Below are 14,584 nucleotides of genomic sequence, written 5' to 3'. Positions count from 1 at the left end.
AGCCCGAGCGCCGAGCGAGGGGTCACGCTCACCCCTCGCTCGGCGCTCGGGCTCGGACCAGGGCCGCTCTTGGAACCTTGCGACCTGCACACCGTATCGGGCGTCAGTAGTTCCCCACCACTTCGCCGCCGGCGGGGGTGACGAGCGGCCACCACACGGTCGCGGGGTCGATCGCCCCGGCCAGGCTCCGCACGCTCCCGTCGCCGAACGCGGCCATCATCCCGCCCGTGTGGGCGGTGGACGCCACGCGGTAGTCGCACGCCGCCTGGTCCCACTTCGGGTTCACCTGGAACATCGACGCGGCCCCGGTCTGCCACAGCGCGAACACCGGGTCCCAGTTGTCCACGCAGTCCCATCGCGACCACGCGTTCCCGCCCGGCTTGCCGCCGACGGTGAAGTTCCCGATCGTCCCGGCGATGTCGCCGCAGTACCCGAGCTTCTCCGCGAACATGATTGTGCTTGACGTGCCGTCGGCGAACGTCGTCGGGAGGCGGGCCTTGCCGTTCAGTTCGTACCCCACGTTGTCGCACGTCGCCGCGCCCGGGACGGCCGGGGCCGTCCCGAACACCTGGTAGTTCCCGGCGTAGCTCCCGGCCTCCCAGTACATACGGAGCTTCGCCTGCGGCAGGCTCGGGTCCGACGGGCACCGGACCACCGGGAGGATCGTGATCGCCGACGGGTCGTTCACGTAGGTGGTCGGCACCTTCTCGTTGCGGGTGGTGTTGAACGGCACCACGTCCCACAGCGCCTTCTGCTCGACGTAGGGGAGCAGGTGCCAGAAGACCGACCCGTGCGCCCCGGCGAACGAGCCCATCTGCGGGGGGAGCCGCCCGATCGCGTCGTTCGCGCCGTGGGCCGCCAGCGCCCACTGCTTGAGGTTGTTGTTGCACTTGGTGCGGGCCGCGGCCTCGCGGACCTTCTGCACGGCGGGGAGGAGCAAGCCAATGAGGATCGCAATAATGGCGATGACGACCAACAACTCGATGAGGGTGAACGCGGACCTGGGACGGCGGATCATGTGACTAACCCCGGAAGAGAGAGGACGACCGGCGGTGTGCGGGGCCGCCCCTGAGTTGGGGCGGCGGTCGGGCAGCGCCCCGATTCTAGCTGAGGGCGGTGCGAACGCGAGAGCGAAGGAGCGCATTTTCCGCCCACCGGTCCCGAGCGTACCCGAGAAGTGATGACGCGGGCGTGATACCACGTCCGGTTGAGCCGGAACCGTGGTGGACGGGTCCGAGCCCGAGCGCCGAGCGAGGGTCCACGTGAACCCTCGCTCGGCGCTCGGGCTCGGACCAACACGAACCCAACAGATCCGGTGAGAGGTCGACGCGACGTCACGGGGCGTACTGCGACAGCAGGTACGCCAGGACCCCGAACGAGCCGAGCGCCAGGAACATCGCCGCGGGGCTCACCTCACCGTACTCGGTTCGCCGCTGCGCTTCCGGCGGCGGGGCCGAGACGCCGGGGTACTCGGGCGCCCACCCGGACGCGGTCGCGTCGTCGCTCAGCTTCGCCCGGCTCGTCCACAGGGCAACGCTCACGAACACGATCAGCCCGAGCGCCGCGATGTCGATGACCGCACGGTAACCCGGCTTGTCCTCCTGGAGCGCCGCACCCGCGGCCCGGAGCGCCGGGTTCAGCAGGGCGAAGATCGTCAGCCCGTTGTTCAGGAGGTGGAGGACGACCGGCACCCAGATCGAGCGCGAGGCGAGGAACAGGAAGTGCAAGTACGCGCCCATCAGGCCGGTGATGAACACCAGCGACGGGTCCATGTGGAGCAGGCCGAACAGCACGGACGTTGCGAGCACGCCCCAGCGCAGTCCGTATCGAGCGCACAGCCCGCGGCCGAGGAACCCGCGGCACCAGAACTCCTCGACCACCCCCGGGCCGACCGCGACCGCCAGCAGCGTGACGACCAGCGGCACCGTGGCGAAGGTGCCGTTCAGCGCCTCGTTCGCCGCCGGGCGGGTGATCCCCGTGAGCCGCAGGAACAACTCCTGAATCCCCTCGGCCAGGAGCATGAACGCGGGGACGACGAGGACCGCGAGGAACACGTGAAGCCCGGCCGGCGTGCGGACGCCGATCTGCCGCTTCCAGTCGCGGCCGACCACCCGCGGGACGACGAGCAGGATCGCGCCGACCGACGCGACCTGTGCGGCGAGCATCCCGTAGGCGAGCGACTGCGCGATCTCGGTCGGCACCGGCGGCCGCGGCGGGTCGTTCGGGCCGGCCTTGGCCGCGGCGCTGACGAACCCCGCGAGTTGGTCGTTGAGGAACTTCCCCGCGTCGTCGCTCCGGGCGGCCGCGACGCCGAGGAACGCGACGATCATCGCGATGGCACTGCCGAGTTGCACGGCGAGGAAGAACCCGCACCACAGCACCGCACCCCAGAACCCGGGCCGCGGATTCTGCGGGGCCGAGGCAGGGGGCTCGACCCGGGTCACGAGCGGCGGTGCGTCGGCGGGAGGTTGGTCGGGCATGGTTCAGTACCGCTTGACCCCGGTGTATTCGAGCAGCGACAGCACCCACGGGTTCCGCCACGGGTTGGCCGCCGGGTAGAACACCGCGAACACGGAGAACGTCAGCAGCACGGCGCACAGTCCGCGGCCGCCCCGCGAGGTCGCGAGCCGGTCGGCCGCGGGCGGGACCGCGAGCACCCACAGCGGGATCAGCCAGAACAGCCACCGCGGGCCGCTCGTGTTCCCCCCGTAGTTGTAGCTCTGCGTGCGGGTCAGGTAGAACGCGAACACCGTCACCGACACCACCAGCGTCATTGCCGCGAACACCTCGGGCGTCCACCCGGTGCCGGCCGGCTTCGCGAACATCTTCCGCACGTCGGCGGCGCTGCGGATGCCGAGCCCCACGAGCGCCCCGAGCGAAAGGAACCACACCGGCGTCAGGCTGAACCACCCGTGGTGCCCGAAGAGCAGGTGGAAGGCGTAGACCGCCGTCGGCTCCTCGTTGAAGTCGATCCCCTTCGCGAGCGGCGTCCCGCGCTTCGCCCAGTGGCTCCCAACGAAGTTGTACCACGGCCCGCCGAACTCGCTGTACGCCGGCATCAGTTGCCCCATCGCCGCCGCGTTGCACGCCAAGAGCGCCAGCAGCGGCAGGATCGCGCCCGGCACGAAGAACAGCAGCGTGTTGCGGGTGCGCGCGACGAGCAGCGGGAGCCCGAGGGCCGCGAGCAGCGCCGCCGCCGGCAGGTCGAACGTCGCCGCGAAGCTCGCGAAGAACCCGCAGCACAGGTAGCCCGCGGGCGGCATGTCGCGCTTCTCTTGCAGCGCTCGCACCAGCGGGTACGCGGCGAACAGCACGCAGAACGCGGCCGGCGAGTGGTTGTTCAGCGTGCCCGAGAATGTGACGAGGAACGTGCCGACGGCCCCGGTCGTGAACGCGAGGATGCGGCCGAAGTCGGTCTTCCCCGCACCCTCGACGAGGCGCGCGAGCAGCACGAGGTACACCGCGAACGGCAGCACGTTCACGGTGAACACGATGAGCGGCATCACGACGAACCGGTCGCGGACGATGTCGAGGCCGAACACCTTCTTCAGGAACCAATACTCCCCGGCGAGGAGCGTCGGCATGAGCGGCGGCTTGCTGCTGTAGAACTCGCGGGTCTGCGGTCCGGTCGCGCCGTCGCCCAGCGGCCGCAGCACGATGTCGAGGCTCTTGTACTGCGGCTCGGCGACAATCCCCTCATCCTTGAACCGCTTCGGATCTTCGCCGTCGGGGTACACCCGGCGGCCGATCGCGTAGGTTCCCTCGTCGACGAGTGCGCGGATCGTGGCGAACCGCGAGCGGTCGTTCGAGCTGAACATCGGCGTGGGGTCGGGGCGCGTCGCGGGCCACGCGCGCGGCGGGTCGGGCGCATTCGCCGTGTACCCGTCGGCCGGCGGCGTGTACCGGCTCGGCTCGAACAGGTTCTCGGCCCCGAACACGCGGGCCGCCGCGGCGGCGACCGCCACCGCCGTCAGCAGCAGGTACACGGTGCGGCGGGTGTCGGAGGCGTCGGACATGGCTGGCCCGGAGAAGGAAGAATGAGCCGCACGATCAAGACCGATCCGAGGCACGATTCAGACAGAAAACGAAGACGAACGATGGCCGCAAAAAAGCACAGAAGTCACAAAAGAAGAGCGTTGAGCGAGAAGCCAGGAGCACGGGTTTCGAGTCCTTCCTTTTTGTGACTTCTGTGCTTTTTTGCGGCCAACGTTCTTCGGTGTTGATCGTGTGTTCGCTGCGTTCATCGTGCGGCTCATTCCTTTTGCTGCGTGCGTTCGACGACGCTGAACGGTTCCTGCTCCATCATTTTTCGCGCCACGACGAGTTCGGCCAGCAGCCCGGTGAACAGGAACTGCGCCCCGCCCAGCACCAGCCCGCCCGAGAGCACCAGTACGTAGAGCTGCGTCACCGCCCCGAAGCCGAGGGCCGGGTCGATCTGGTGCAGAACGAGGTTCACGAGCAGCGCGAAGAAGCCGAGGAACCCGAGGCCGGTGGCGAGCAGTCCGTAGCTGCCGAGGAGGTGCTGCGGGCGGCGGCCGAACTTCGTCAGGAAGTGGACCGTCACCAGGTCGAGGAACCCCTTCACGAACCGCTGCCACCCGTACTTCGACCGCCCGAACTGCCGCGGCCGGTGGTGGATCGCCAGCTCGCCGACCTTGAACCCGCGGCCGGCCGCCAGCACCGGCACGAACCGGTGCATCTCGCCGTACAGGTGCAGCTCGCGGAGCACGTCGGCCCGGTACGCCTTGAACCCGCAGTTGTGGTCGTGCAGGTGGACCTTGGTGACCACCCCGACCATGCGGTTGAACACGCGGCTCGGGAACGTCTTGTGGATCGGGTCGAGCCGCACCTTCTTCCACCCGCTCACCACGTCGAGCCCGCCGCGGACCGCCTTGAGGAAGTTGGGGATCTCGTGCGGGTCGTCCTGGAGGTCGGCGTCGAGCGTCATCACTACGCCGCCGCGGGCCGCCTTGAACCCGGCCTCCAGCGCCGCGGCCTTGCCGAAGTTCCGCCGGAACCGGACCCCGCGGACCCGCTCGTCCTTCGCGGCCAGCTCGCGGACCAGTTGCCACGAGCCGTCGGTGCTGCCGTCGTCCACGAAGATCACCTCGACCCGCAGGTCGATCCCGGCGACGACTTCTGTGATCTCAGTCAACAGTGGAGCGAGGCTGTCGTGCTCGTTGAACACGGGGATCACGAGCGACAGCAGGCCGGGGTCGGCGGCGTCAGGCATTGTGGTGCGGCGGGAAGGTGGGTGCGGGTGCGGGAAGGAGGTACAGAGCGGCGGCGACCAGGACCTCGGCGGCGGTCCACACGAGCCGGAGGACGAGCGCGATCACGACCGCCAGCCCCGCGGCCTCCTGCGGGCCGAGCGCCTCGGCGAACCGCGGCGTCAGCGCGACCTTCAGGACGTACTCGCGCACGCCCAACCCCCCGGGGACGACGAGCGCGACGAACCCCGCGACGTACGCGATCGCCGACGCGCCGAGGTCGGCCGGGTACGTCTCGGTGAGCGCGGCCGATTGCGGGGCGACGGCGGCGATCGTCAGCCCGAGGCTCAGCCCGAGCAGGCCGTGCCCGACCGCCCCGTGAACGAGCCCCTGTGCGAGCAGGAACACCGACGGGGCCGGCAGCGGCCGCGCGTCCGGCCCACGCTTCTTCGCGACGACCCGCGCCGCGAGCTTGTTCAGTACGCCCAGCGCCACCGGCAGCGCCGCCACCGCGAGCAGCGCCGCGACGTTGCTCGACAGGTCCACGGGCAGCACGCCCAGTTGCGGGAGGAGCAGAACGGCCAGCAGCGCCCCCGCGGCCATGCTGCACAGCGCCTCGTAGGTCGCGGTCACGGCGACGGGGAGCGGGTGCCCGCCGTAGTGCCGCAGGATGCCGACCCGCAGCAGGATCACCCACGCCTTCCCGGGGACGTACTTGCCGAGCTGGCTGACGAAGTACGCCCGGAGCCCGAGCCCCCACGACACGGCGACGCCCTGGTTGTGCAGCAACCTCACCCAGAACGTCGCCCAGCAGCAGTGCGCGAGGAGGTACAGCGCGCCGGCGGGTACGAGCAGGTCGAGCCGCACCCGCAGTTGCCGCGGGTCGAAGTCGGCGTGCGTCAGGATGGTGTGGAAGTACCGCGCCACCCCGGCGACGACGGCCAGCGCCAGGGCGGTCTTCGCAGCGAACCACAGCCGGTGTCGGGTCTCTGAAGACATGGGGCGATTCTAGTGGCCGCCCCGGCACCCACCCAGTGGACCCAGGGTTTACACCGTCGGACCCAGGGTTTACACCCTGGGCTACGGACTGCCGCCCCCTTCGGGGGCTCGGGTAATTGGTTGGTTTGAAGTCCCGGAGGGACGACAGTGCGTAGCCCAGGGTGTAAACCCTGGGTCTTCTGGGTTCGTGGTGCCTCGCCTAGCACGTTCCGTTGTCGCGCTTCCCCCGGCCTGATAAGTTTCACAGAACGAATGGAGGACCGACGATGAGCACCGAACCGACCCCGCCGACCCCCCCCGCCGCTGAGAATACCGCCGCCCCGGCCCCGGCCCCGACCCCCGCACCTGCGCCCGTGGCGGCCCCGAAGCCGCCGCCCGCGACCGGGTACCGCGGTCCCGGCGTGCCGGCCGGCCCCGGCAGCAACAACCGCGGCGGGCCGCCCAAGCCCGGCGGCCCGCGGCCCGGCGGTGCGTCCCGCGGGTTCCCGGCGGGCGACAAGCCGCCCCGCGACAAGCCGCTGAACGTGGGCGGGATGCCGGCGAACCTGTCCGAGGGCGGGTTCAAGGGGTTCAAGCCGAACAACCGCGAACTCGACAAGATGATCGAGGACGAGCTGAACCAGGCGATCAGCGGGTTCTCGGAGCTCGAGGCGTCGGCCGCGCACACCGGCCAGCGGAGCACCGGGGCCCGCACCCCCGGCCAGCGGAAGTCGGGCCGCGTGGTCAGCATCCACGGGCAGGACGTGTTCGTCGAGGTGCCCGGCGGCCGCGGCCAGGGGCTGCTCCCGCTCGAACAGTTCGACGGGGCCGCCCCCAAGGTCGGCGACGTGGTCGAGTTCGACATCGACCGGTACGACGCGGCCAACGGGCTGCTCCTCCTGACCCGCGAGGGGTCGGTCCAGTCGGTCACGGACTGGTCGAGCGTGTCGCTGCACATGATCGTCGAGGCGAAGGTCACCGGCACCAACAAGAACAAGACCGGCCTGACGATCGAGGTGAACGGGATCAAGGGGTTCCTCCCCGCGAGCCAGCTCGACATGTACCGGGTCGAGGACATCGACCAGTTCATCAACCAGCGGCTCCGCGTGCAGGTCGTGGAACTGGACCCCGAGGAGCGGAACCTGATCGTCAGCCGGCGGGCGATCATGGAGCGCGAGCGGCAGCAGAAGGCCGAGCAGTTCTGGGCCACGATCCAGGAGGGGGCGGTCCTCAAGGGGATCGTGAAGAGCATCAAGGCGTTCGGCGCGTTCGTGGACCTGGGCGGGGCCGACGGGCTGATCCCGATCTCCGAGTTCTCGTGGCAGCGGGTCAACGACCTCAACGAGGTCGTCAAGATCGGCCAGCAGGTCGAGGTGAAGGTGACCCGGGTGGACCGCGACGCCCGCAAGATCGGCCTGAGCGTGAAGGAACTCATCACGAGCCCGTTCACCGAGTTCGCCGACCGGGTGAAGGCCGGGGCCCGGCTGCAGGGGAAGGTCACGCGGGTCGCCGAGTTCGGCGCGTTCGTGGAGCTGGAGCCGGGCGTCGAGGGGCTCGTCCACGTCTCCGAACTCTCCACCCAGCGGGTGCGGCGGGTCCGCGACGTGGTGGAGGAGGGGCAGGTCGTTCAGGTCGAGGTGCTGAGCGTCGACCCCGAGACGCGGCGGATCGCGCTGAGCCTGAAGTCGATCTCGCAGGAGAAGGAGGACGCCGAGACCGCGGCCGAGACCGCCGAGCGCGAGGCCGACGAGAAGGCGGCTGCCGAGAAGATGGCCAGCCGCCCGGTGAACCCGAACCTCCGCGGCGGCATCGGGGCCGCGCCGTTCAAGTACGACGCGCCGTGACGGCCAAGGTAGGTCACTCGCTCCGCGAGTGACACCGGTCACGATGACGAGTACCCCGCCCGGATCGATTGGTGGCACAGGCCTCTGGCCTGTGCCACCAGACGGTTCCCTTCGGTGCGCCGGGGCGCGACTCGCGGAGCGAGTCGCCCACCGTGCGGCACTCACGGCCCGACGACGCGGCCCTTCACGTCCTTCTTCAGCGCCTTGATCCCCGCCGCGGTCACGTTGGTCCCCGACACGTCCAGGAACGTGAGCCCCTTGAGCGGGGCCAGTTCCTTCAGCCCCTTGTCAGTGAGCCGCGTGTTGCTGAGCTGGAGCTTCTTCAGGTCGGTGAGCGGGGCGAGTTCCTTCATGCCCGCGTCGGTGACCTGGGTGCCGCTCAGGTCGAGCGTGGCGAGCCCGGTCAGCTTCCCGATCTCCTTGAGCCCGTCGTCGCTCACGGCGGACTTCTCCATCCGCAGCACGGTGAGGCTCTTCAGTGCCGCGAGGTGCTTCACCCCCGCGTCGCCGACCTTCGTCTGGCCCAGGTCGAGCGTGGTCAGGTTCTTCAGGCCGGCAAGGCTCTTCAGGCCCGCGTCGGTAATCGGGGCCTTGATCAGGTACACCTCGGTGACGTTCTTCGACTTCTTCTCGCGCTGGACGGTGCCGCCGAGCTTCTCGACGAACTTGACGGAGGCCTCCTCGGCCGGGTCGGCCCGCACCTCGCCCGCGAGGCCGAGCATCGCCGCGATGAGAAACGCGAACAGGAACATACGCGACATGGGCAGCGTCCCTTGGAAGTGAGGAGAGAACCCGCACTGCGATGCTACCCCGCCCGCCGCGGCGGGGCAACCACCCGGTAAACACCGCACCCACCGAAGGGCTGGGCCGCTTCGGTGGGTGCGCGTTAATCGCCAGTCATCGCTCACTCGGGGTCACCCGCAGCCGCTGGTGACGCCGCAGGTGTCGCACCGCATGCACGCCCCGCTGCGCACGAGCGTCATCGCCTGGCAGTTGGCGCACGGGTCGCCCTCGTACCCCTTCGCACGCGCCTGGCGGATCTTGTCGACCACCGAGCCGGCGACCGGCTGGTAGCTGCCGCGTTGCACGTTGACCGCCGGGGCGGTTGCGGTCGCGGCGGCCTTCGCGGGCCGGGCGTCGTTGCTGATCCGCGGCGGGGTCGGGGCGTTCACCGGGGCCGGCGCCGCACTCCCCGGCTTCAGGTGCGTGGACCGCGGCGGGGCCAGCGACGGCTTCGACTGCGACGGGACGTTCGGGTCCACGGTCCGCTCCGAGATCACCTCTTCCGTCTCGAAGTCCGGGTCGTCCTCCGGGTCGTGCTGCGCGTCGGCCCGCAGGTCCTCGGGGTTGACGTGCGCCAGGTCGTGCCGGCCGAGGTACGTGATCGCGAGTTCCCGGAAGATGTAGTCGATGATCGACGTCGACATCTTGATGTACGGGTTCCCCTGCACGATCCCGTTCGGCTCGAACCGGGTGAACAGGAACGCGTCGAGGTACTCCTCGAGCGGCACCCCGTGCTGGAGCCCGAGCGACACGGCGATGGCGAAGCAGTTCGTCATGCTCCGGAAGGCCGCGCCCTCCTTGTGCATGTCAATGAAGATCTCGCCGAGGGTGCCGTCGTCGTACTCGCCCGTGCGGATGTACATCTTGTGGGTGCCGATGCGGGCCTTCTGCGTGTACCCGGCGCGGCGGTCCGGGAGCCGGCGGCGGCGGGCGATGTACCGGTGGACGATCCGCTCGGTGATCCGCTCGGCCACCTGCACCGGCTCGGGCCGCAGCTCCCGCTCGGGCTCGGCGACCACGTTCGCCAGCACCGCGGCCTCGGCCGAGTCGGCCACCGAGTTCAGCGGCTGGCTCAGCTTCGACCCGTCGCGGTACAGCGCGTTCGCCTTCGTCATCAACTGCCACGACAGCCAGTACGCCTTCTTCACGTCGTCGAGGGTCGCGTCGTGCGGCATGTTGATCGTCTTCGAGATCGCCCCGCTGATGAACGGCTGGGCGGCCGCCATCATGCGGATGTGCGACTCCCACGACAGGAACCGCTTGCCGGTCTTGCCGCACTTGTTCGCACAGTCGAACACCGCGAGGTGCTCGGCCTTCAGGTGCGGCGCGCCCTCGACGGTCATGGTGCCGCACACGAACGTGCTGGCCTCGGCGACCTGCTGCTTCGAGAACCCGAGGTACGCGAGCAGGTCGAACGCCGGCTCGTCGAGCTTCTCGGCCGGCACCTTGAGGACGTTCTTGAGGAAGTCGTCGCCCAGGGTCCAGCGGTTGAACACGAACGGCAGCTCGAACGCGCCGGGGAGCTGCTGCTCGACCTTCTTGAGCGCCTCGTCGGTGAACCCCTTGGCCCGGAGGCTGCCGGGGTTCACGTGCGGGCACCCGCTGAGCGTCGCCGCGCCCTTCGAGAACCGGACGATGTCGTCCACCTGCCACGGGGCGTACCCGAGCTTCGCCAGCGCCGGCGGGACCGACTGGTTGATGATCTTGAAGTACCCGCCCCCGGCGAGCTTCTTGAACTTCACCAGCGCGAAGTCCGGCTCGATGCCGGTCGTGTCGCAGTCCATGATGAGGCCGATGGTGCCCGTCGGCGCGATGACCGTGACCTGCGCGTTGCGGAACCCGTGCCGCTCGCCGAGTTCGAGCATCCGGTCCGACTCACTTCGGGCCGCGGCGACGAGTTCGGGCGGGCAGTACCGGGCGTCGATGCCGACCGGGGTGACGGTGAGCCCCTCGTACTCGGCGGGGGCGGCGTTGTACGCCGGGCGGCGGTGGTTGCGGATCACCCGCAGCATGTGGTCGCGGTTGGCCTGGTAGCGGTCGAACGTGCCGACCTCGGCGGCCATCTCGGCGCTCGCCGCGTACGCCCCGGCGTGCATGATCGCGGTGAGCGCCCCGCACTGCGCCCGGCCCTCGGCCGAGTCGTACGGGATGCCTTGGACCATGAGCAGCGCGCCGAGGTTGGCGTACCCGAGGCCGAGCGTGCGGAAGTCGTACGACTTCTGCGCGACGGACTGGCTCGGGAACTGCGCCATGTACACGCTGATCTCAAGAATCAGCGTCCAGATCCGCACCGCGTGCTTGTAGCTGTCGATGTCGAACTTGTTGGCCTTCGTGTCGAAGAACGTGAGCAGGTTCAGCGACGCGAGGTTGCACGCCGTGTCGTCGAGGAAGGCGTACTCCGAGCACGGGTTCGTGGCGTTGATGCGGCCGTCGACGGGGCAGGTGTGCCACTCGTTGAAGGTCGTGTCGAACTGCACGCCGGGGTCGGCGCAGCTCCACGCGGCGTAGGCGATCTGGTCCCACAGTTCGCGGGCCTTCAGCGTCTTCTTCGCCTTCGGCGCGCGGTTCTCCGCCTTGGCCTTCTCGAGCTCCGTGCGCCAGTACAGGTGCCACGGGCCGTTCGACTCCACCGCCTTCATGAAGTCGTTGGTGATCCGCACCGAGTTGTTGCTGTTCTGGCCCGACACGGTGTAGTACGCCTTCGACGTCCAGTCGGTGTCGTACTCCTCGACGTCGAGGTGCGTGAACCCCTGCTTCGCGAGCTGCATCACCCGGGCGATGTAGTTCTCGGGGATCAGCGCGGCGCGGGCCTCCAGGACCGCCTTGCGGAGCCCGGCGTTCTTGATCGGGTCGAACTTCTCGTCGGCGGTCGGGTGCGTCTGAATCGCGCGGAGGATCGCGTTCAGGTGCTTGTTCATCAGCTTGGAGCCGGTGACGAGGTCCGCGACCTTCTGCTCCTCGGTCACCTTCCAGTTGACGAAGTCCTCGATGTCCGGGTGGTCGAGGTCGAGCACGACCATCTTCGCGGCGCGGCGCGTGGTCCCGCCGCTCTTGATGGCCCCCGCCGCCCGGTCGCCGATCTTGAGGAAGCTCATCAGGCCCGACGACTTCCCGCCCCCGGAGAGCGGCTCGCCCTCGCCGCGCAGCGCCGAGAAGTTCGAGCCCGTGCCGCTGCCGTACTTGAAGATGCGGGCCTCGCGGACCCACAGGTCCATGATGCCGCCGTCGTTCACCAGATCGTCGGTGACCTGCTGGATGAAGCACGCGTGCGGCGCCGGCCGCTCGTACGCGGAGGTCGAGCGCTCGAGTTGCTTCTTGTTGGGGTCGACGTAGAAGTGCCCCTGTGCCGGGCCGGCGATGCCGTAGCCCCAGTGCAGACCGGTGTTGAACCACTGCGGGCTGTTCGGGGCCGCCATCTGGGCCGCGAGCATGTAGCACGTTTCGTCGTAGAACGTGCGCGCGTCGCGCTCCGACGAGAAGTACCCGCCCTTCCAGCCCCAGTACGCCCAGCACCCCGCGAGCCGGTGGAACACCTGCCGCGAGTCGGTCTCGCCGCCGAGCGGCGTGTCGGGCGAGTCCGCGGCGCTGCGCTGGAGCCACGTCGGCACGCCCTCCTCGGCGACGCGCGTCAGCCGCTGCGGGACGCCGGCCCGGCGGAAGTACTTCTGCGCCAGGATGTCGACCGCCACCTGCGACCACTTCTCCGGCACCATCACGTCGTTCATCTCGAACACGACGCTGCCGTTGGGGTTCCGGATCGAGGAACCCCGGGCGACGAAGTTCAGCCCAGCGAACGGGTCCTGGCCTTCGCGGGTGAACCGGCGAGCGATCTGCATGACAACTTCCCGGGGGAACTCGGTCGCGGGGGGCAGCCGTTGGGCCGACCGGTGCTCTTGCCGGTCGGCTCGGGCGGCCTGGCCCGCGACCGATACGAGTGTACACGATGTTTGGCTAAATGTACAGTAGTGAGCGAGCGGTCCTGCGATTGGGCAACATCAAGTGTTACCGCGCGGCGCCCCGCTTCCAGTCACGATCGGCAGCGTGAGGCCGGGTTGGTCCTGGTACTTGCCCTTCTTGTCGGCATAACTGGTACGGCAGACCTCGTCGGCCTTCAGGAAGATGATTTGAGCAATTCCCTCGCCGGAGTAGATCTTCGCCGGGAGCGGCGTCGTGTTGCTGATCTCGATGGTCACGCGGCCCCGCCACTCGGGCTCCAGCGGGGTGACGTTCACGATGATCCCGCACCGCGCGTAGGTCGATTTCCCGACGCACACGCACAGCACGTCCCTCGGGATTTCGAGGTACTCGACCGTCTCGGCCAGGGCGAAGCTGTTCGGCGGGATCAGGATCGAGTCGGCCTCGATGTCCACGAACGACTTCGGGTCGAAGTGCTTGGGATCGACCGTGCTGCCCCAGACGTTCGTGAACACCTTGAAGTGCCGGTCCACGCGGACGTCGTAGCCGTAGCTCGTGACGCCGTAAGAGATTACGCCCGGCCGGTGCTGCCCCTCGGCGAACGGCTCGATCTTCACGTCACGCTTGATGAGCCAGTCGGGTAGAACGCCCACGGGTCGCCTCCTGCGCCTCTTCGATCGACGGTAAGCGTGTCAATCGGCAGAGCCGCACCCCAGACTCCAGCGACAAACCCCCATCTTACCCCGCACGCGCCGTTCCGTTGGCTCAAGGTAAGGCGCGTGATGTCGGGCGAACCCTGAGCGCCAGCGAGGGGGTGCGCCTCACCCCCTCGCTGGCGCTCAGGGTTCGTCCCAATGGGCGGCACGCGCCGTTTCAAACCGGCGTAGCGGGCCACCCACGCAATCCGGTACAAGCGTCGTGCCTCACGTTCACCTGTCGGTCCCCCGGGAGCACGCATGACCCCGAGCCTGCCGCTTGTCCTCGCGGCCTTCGTTGCCCCCGCGGTCGAACTGCCCACGGAACTGTGGCAGGTCGCCCCCGAGCGGAAGGGGGTGTTCGCGATCAACCCGCCGCGGACCAAGGATCGGGCCGTGCTGCTCATCCCCGGGCTCAAGATCCACCCGTTTCGCCCCAGCTATGCGACGAAGCCCGAACTGCGCGAGTACCAGCAGCCGAGTTCGGAGTTGGTGCGCACGCTCGCCAAGGACGCGGACGTGTTCGCGTTCGGGTACGCGCAGACGGTGCCGCTCGACGCGGTCGCGATGTCGCCGGGACTGCGCGCCGCGGTGGGCCGGTTGAAGCAGGCCGGGTACGAGGAGGTGGTGCTGATCGGGCACTCGGCGGGGGGGATCATCGCCCGGGTGTTCGCCGAGGCGCACCCGGACTCGGGGGTGACGAAGGTCATCACCGTGGCGTCCCCGCACGCTGGGGCCGAGCTGGCGAGCCTGAAGGTCGGCTACCCGAGGGTGCAGGCCCCGTTCGTGGAGTCGCTCGCGCCCTCGATTCGCACCCAGGTCGCCGGCACCGGCCAGTTCGACGAGAAGCTCCAGATCACGTGCGTCGTGTGCAAGGTGAAGCGGATCGAGGCCGACGGGCTCGTGAAGCTGTCGAGCCAGTGGCCCGACGACTGCCGCAAGGCCGGCGTCCCCGCGGTGCTCGTCCAGACCGACCACTGGCACGCGATGCTCGCGCCGCAGTCGGTGAAGGTCATCAGCGAACTGGCGAAAGAGAAGCTGACGCGGTGGACCCCGGAAGAGGTCGAGAAGGCCCGTAAGGTGCTGTTCCGCGACTTCGACAAGTAAGCGACGTCACGTTCCCCAGTGCTTCCGCACCGGGCTCAGAACGTCGACCCCC

Annotated in this window: 10 protein-coding genes; 2 read left to right on the top strand and 8 right to left on the bottom strand. The window is 69.1% G+C overall.

Annotation, left to right across the window (positions count from 1 at the left end; genetic code table 11):
* Positions 1-103 precede the first annotated feature (103 nt).
* The 5 genes from ACTIGN_RS04940 to ACTIGN_RS04920 all read right to left on the bottom strand — a co-directional run bounded on the left by ACTIGN_RS04940 (position 104) and on the right by ACTIGN_RS04920 (position 6,209).
* On the bottom strand, positions 104-1,018 hold the full coding sequence (locus ACTIGN_RS04940; RefSeq protein ID WP_439621693.1) for a DUF1559 family PulG-like putative transporter: 915 nt from the start codon (positions 1,016-1,018) through the stop codon (positions 104-106).
* A 316-nt stretch (positions 1,019-1,334) separates the two neighbouring features.
* Positions 1,335-2,480 (bottom strand): lysostaphin resistance A-like protein, encoded by a 1,146-nt coding sequence (locus ACTIGN_RS04935; RefSeq protein ID WP_439621692.1) that lies wholly within the window; start codon positions 2,478-2,480, stop codon positions 1,335-1,337.
* 3 nt (positions 2,481-2,483) lie between these two features.
* Positions 2,484-4,016 carry a hypothetical protein gene (locus tag ACTIGN_RS04930; RefSeq protein ID WP_439621691.1) on the bottom strand — a complete coding sequence of 511 codons (1,533 nt, stop codon included), beginning with the start codon at positions 4,014-4,016 and terminating at the stop codon, positions 2,484-2,486.
* Positions 4,017-4,252: 236 nt separating this feature from the next.
* Positions 4,253-5,233, bottom strand: coding sequence for a glycosyltransferase family 2 protein (locus tag ACTIGN_RS04925; protein WP_439621690.1), 981 nt, complete (start codon positions 5,231-5,233; stop codon positions 4,253-4,255).
* A complete protein-coding gene (locus tag ACTIGN_RS04920) occupies positions 5,226-6,209 on the bottom strand; it encodes a hypothetical protein (protein WP_439621689.1) in 984 nt (327 codons plus the stop codon). Before ACTIGN_RS04920 ends, ACTIGN_RS04925 begins: the two co-directional genes overlap by 8 nt.
* A 266-nt stretch (positions 6,210-6,475) precedes the next feature.
* Between ACTIGN_RS04920 and ACTIGN_RS04915 the strand changes: the two genes are divergently transcribed.
* On the top strand, positions 6,476-8,032 hold the full coding sequence (locus ACTIGN_RS04915) for a 30S ribosomal protein S1 (protein ID WP_439621688.1): 1,557 nt from the start codon (positions 6,476-6,478) through the stop codon (positions 8,030-8,032).
* A gap of 161 nt (positions 8,033-8,193) precedes the next feature.
* On the opposite strand, the gene ACTIGN_RS04910 is transcribed toward ACTIGN_RS04915, so the two are convergent.
* The 3 genes from ACTIGN_RS04910 to dcd form a co-directional block, all read right to left on the bottom strand.
* Positions 8,194-8,793, bottom strand: coding sequence for a leucine-rich repeat domain-containing protein (locus tag ACTIGN_RS04910; RefSeq protein ID WP_439621687.1), 600 nt, complete (start codon positions 8,791-8,793; stop codon positions 8,194-8,196).
* A 153-nt stretch (positions 8,794-8,946) separates the two neighbouring features.
* Complete coding sequence (locus ACTIGN_RS04905; protein ID WP_439621686.1) at positions 8,947-12,651, bottom strand: vitamin B12-dependent ribonucleotide reductase; 3,705 nt, start codon at positions 12,649-12,651, stop codon at positions 8,947-8,949.
* Positions 12,652-12,810: 159 nt separating this feature from the next.
* Positions 12,811-13,383, bottom strand: coding sequence for a dCTP deaminase (dcd, locus tag ACTIGN_RS04900; RefSeq protein ID WP_439621685.1), 573 nt, complete (start codon positions 13,381-13,383; stop codon positions 12,811-12,813).
* 303 nt (positions 13,384-13,686) lie between these two features.
* On the opposite strand from dcd, the gene ACTIGN_RS04895 reads away from it, so the two are divergent.
* Positions 13,687-14,532 (top strand): esterase/lipase family protein, encoded by an 846-nt coding sequence (locus tag ACTIGN_RS04895; RefSeq protein WP_439621684.1) that lies wholly within the window; start codon positions 13,687-13,689, stop codon positions 14,530-14,532.
* The last annotated feature ends 52 nt before the right edge of the window (positions 14,533-14,584 follow it).

The sequence above is a fragment of the Gemmata sp. genome (assembly GCF_051859125.1).
Lineage (GTDB): Bacteria > Planctomycetota > Planctomycetia > Gemmatales > Gemmataceae > Gemmata.
This window is presented reverse-complemented; position numbering and strand designations above follow the sequence as displayed.

What these genes read in the sequence shown, in the direction of transcription:
- ACTIGN_RS04935 (WP_439621692.1), bottom strand. Translation starts at nt 2,480, where the DNA reads ATGCCCGACCAACCTCCCGCCGACGCACCGCCGCTCGTGACCCGGGTC.
- ACTIGN_RS04910 (WP_439621687.1), bottom strand. Translation starts at nt 8,793, where the DNA reads ATGTCGCGTATGTTCCTGTTCGCGTTTCTCATCGCGGCGATGCTCGGC.
- ACTIGN_RS04895 (WP_439621684.1), top strand. Translation starts at nt 13,687, where the DNA reads ATGACCCCGAGCCTGCCGCTTGTCCTCGCGGCCTTCGTTGCCCCCGCG.
- ACTIGN_RS04930 (WP_439621691.1), bottom strand. Translation starts at nt 4,016, where the DNA reads ATGTCCGACGCCTCCGACACCCGCCGCACCGTGTACCTGCTGCTGACG.
- ACTIGN_RS04915 (WP_439621688.1), top strand. Translation starts at nt 6,476, where the DNA reads ATGAGCACCGAACCGACCCCGCCGACCCCCCCCGCCGCTGAGAATACC.
- ACTIGN_RS04940 (WP_439621693.1), bottom strand. Translation starts at nt 1,018, where the DNA reads ATGATCCGCCGTCCCAGGTCCGCGTTCACCCTCATCGAGTTGTTGGTC.
- ACTIGN_RS04905 (WP_439621686.1), bottom strand. Translation starts at nt 12,651, where the DNA reads ATGCAGATCGCTCGCCGGTTCACCCGCGAAGGCCAGGACCCGTTCGCT.
- ACTIGN_RS04925 (WP_439621690.1), bottom strand. Translation starts at nt 5,233, where the DNA reads ATGCCTGACGCCGCCGACCCCGGCCTGCTGTCGCTCGTGATCCCCGTG.
- ACTIGN_RS04920 (WP_439621689.1), bottom strand. Translation starts at nt 6,209, where the DNA reads ATGTCTTCAGAGACCCGACACCGGCTGTGGTTCGCTGCGAAGACCGCC.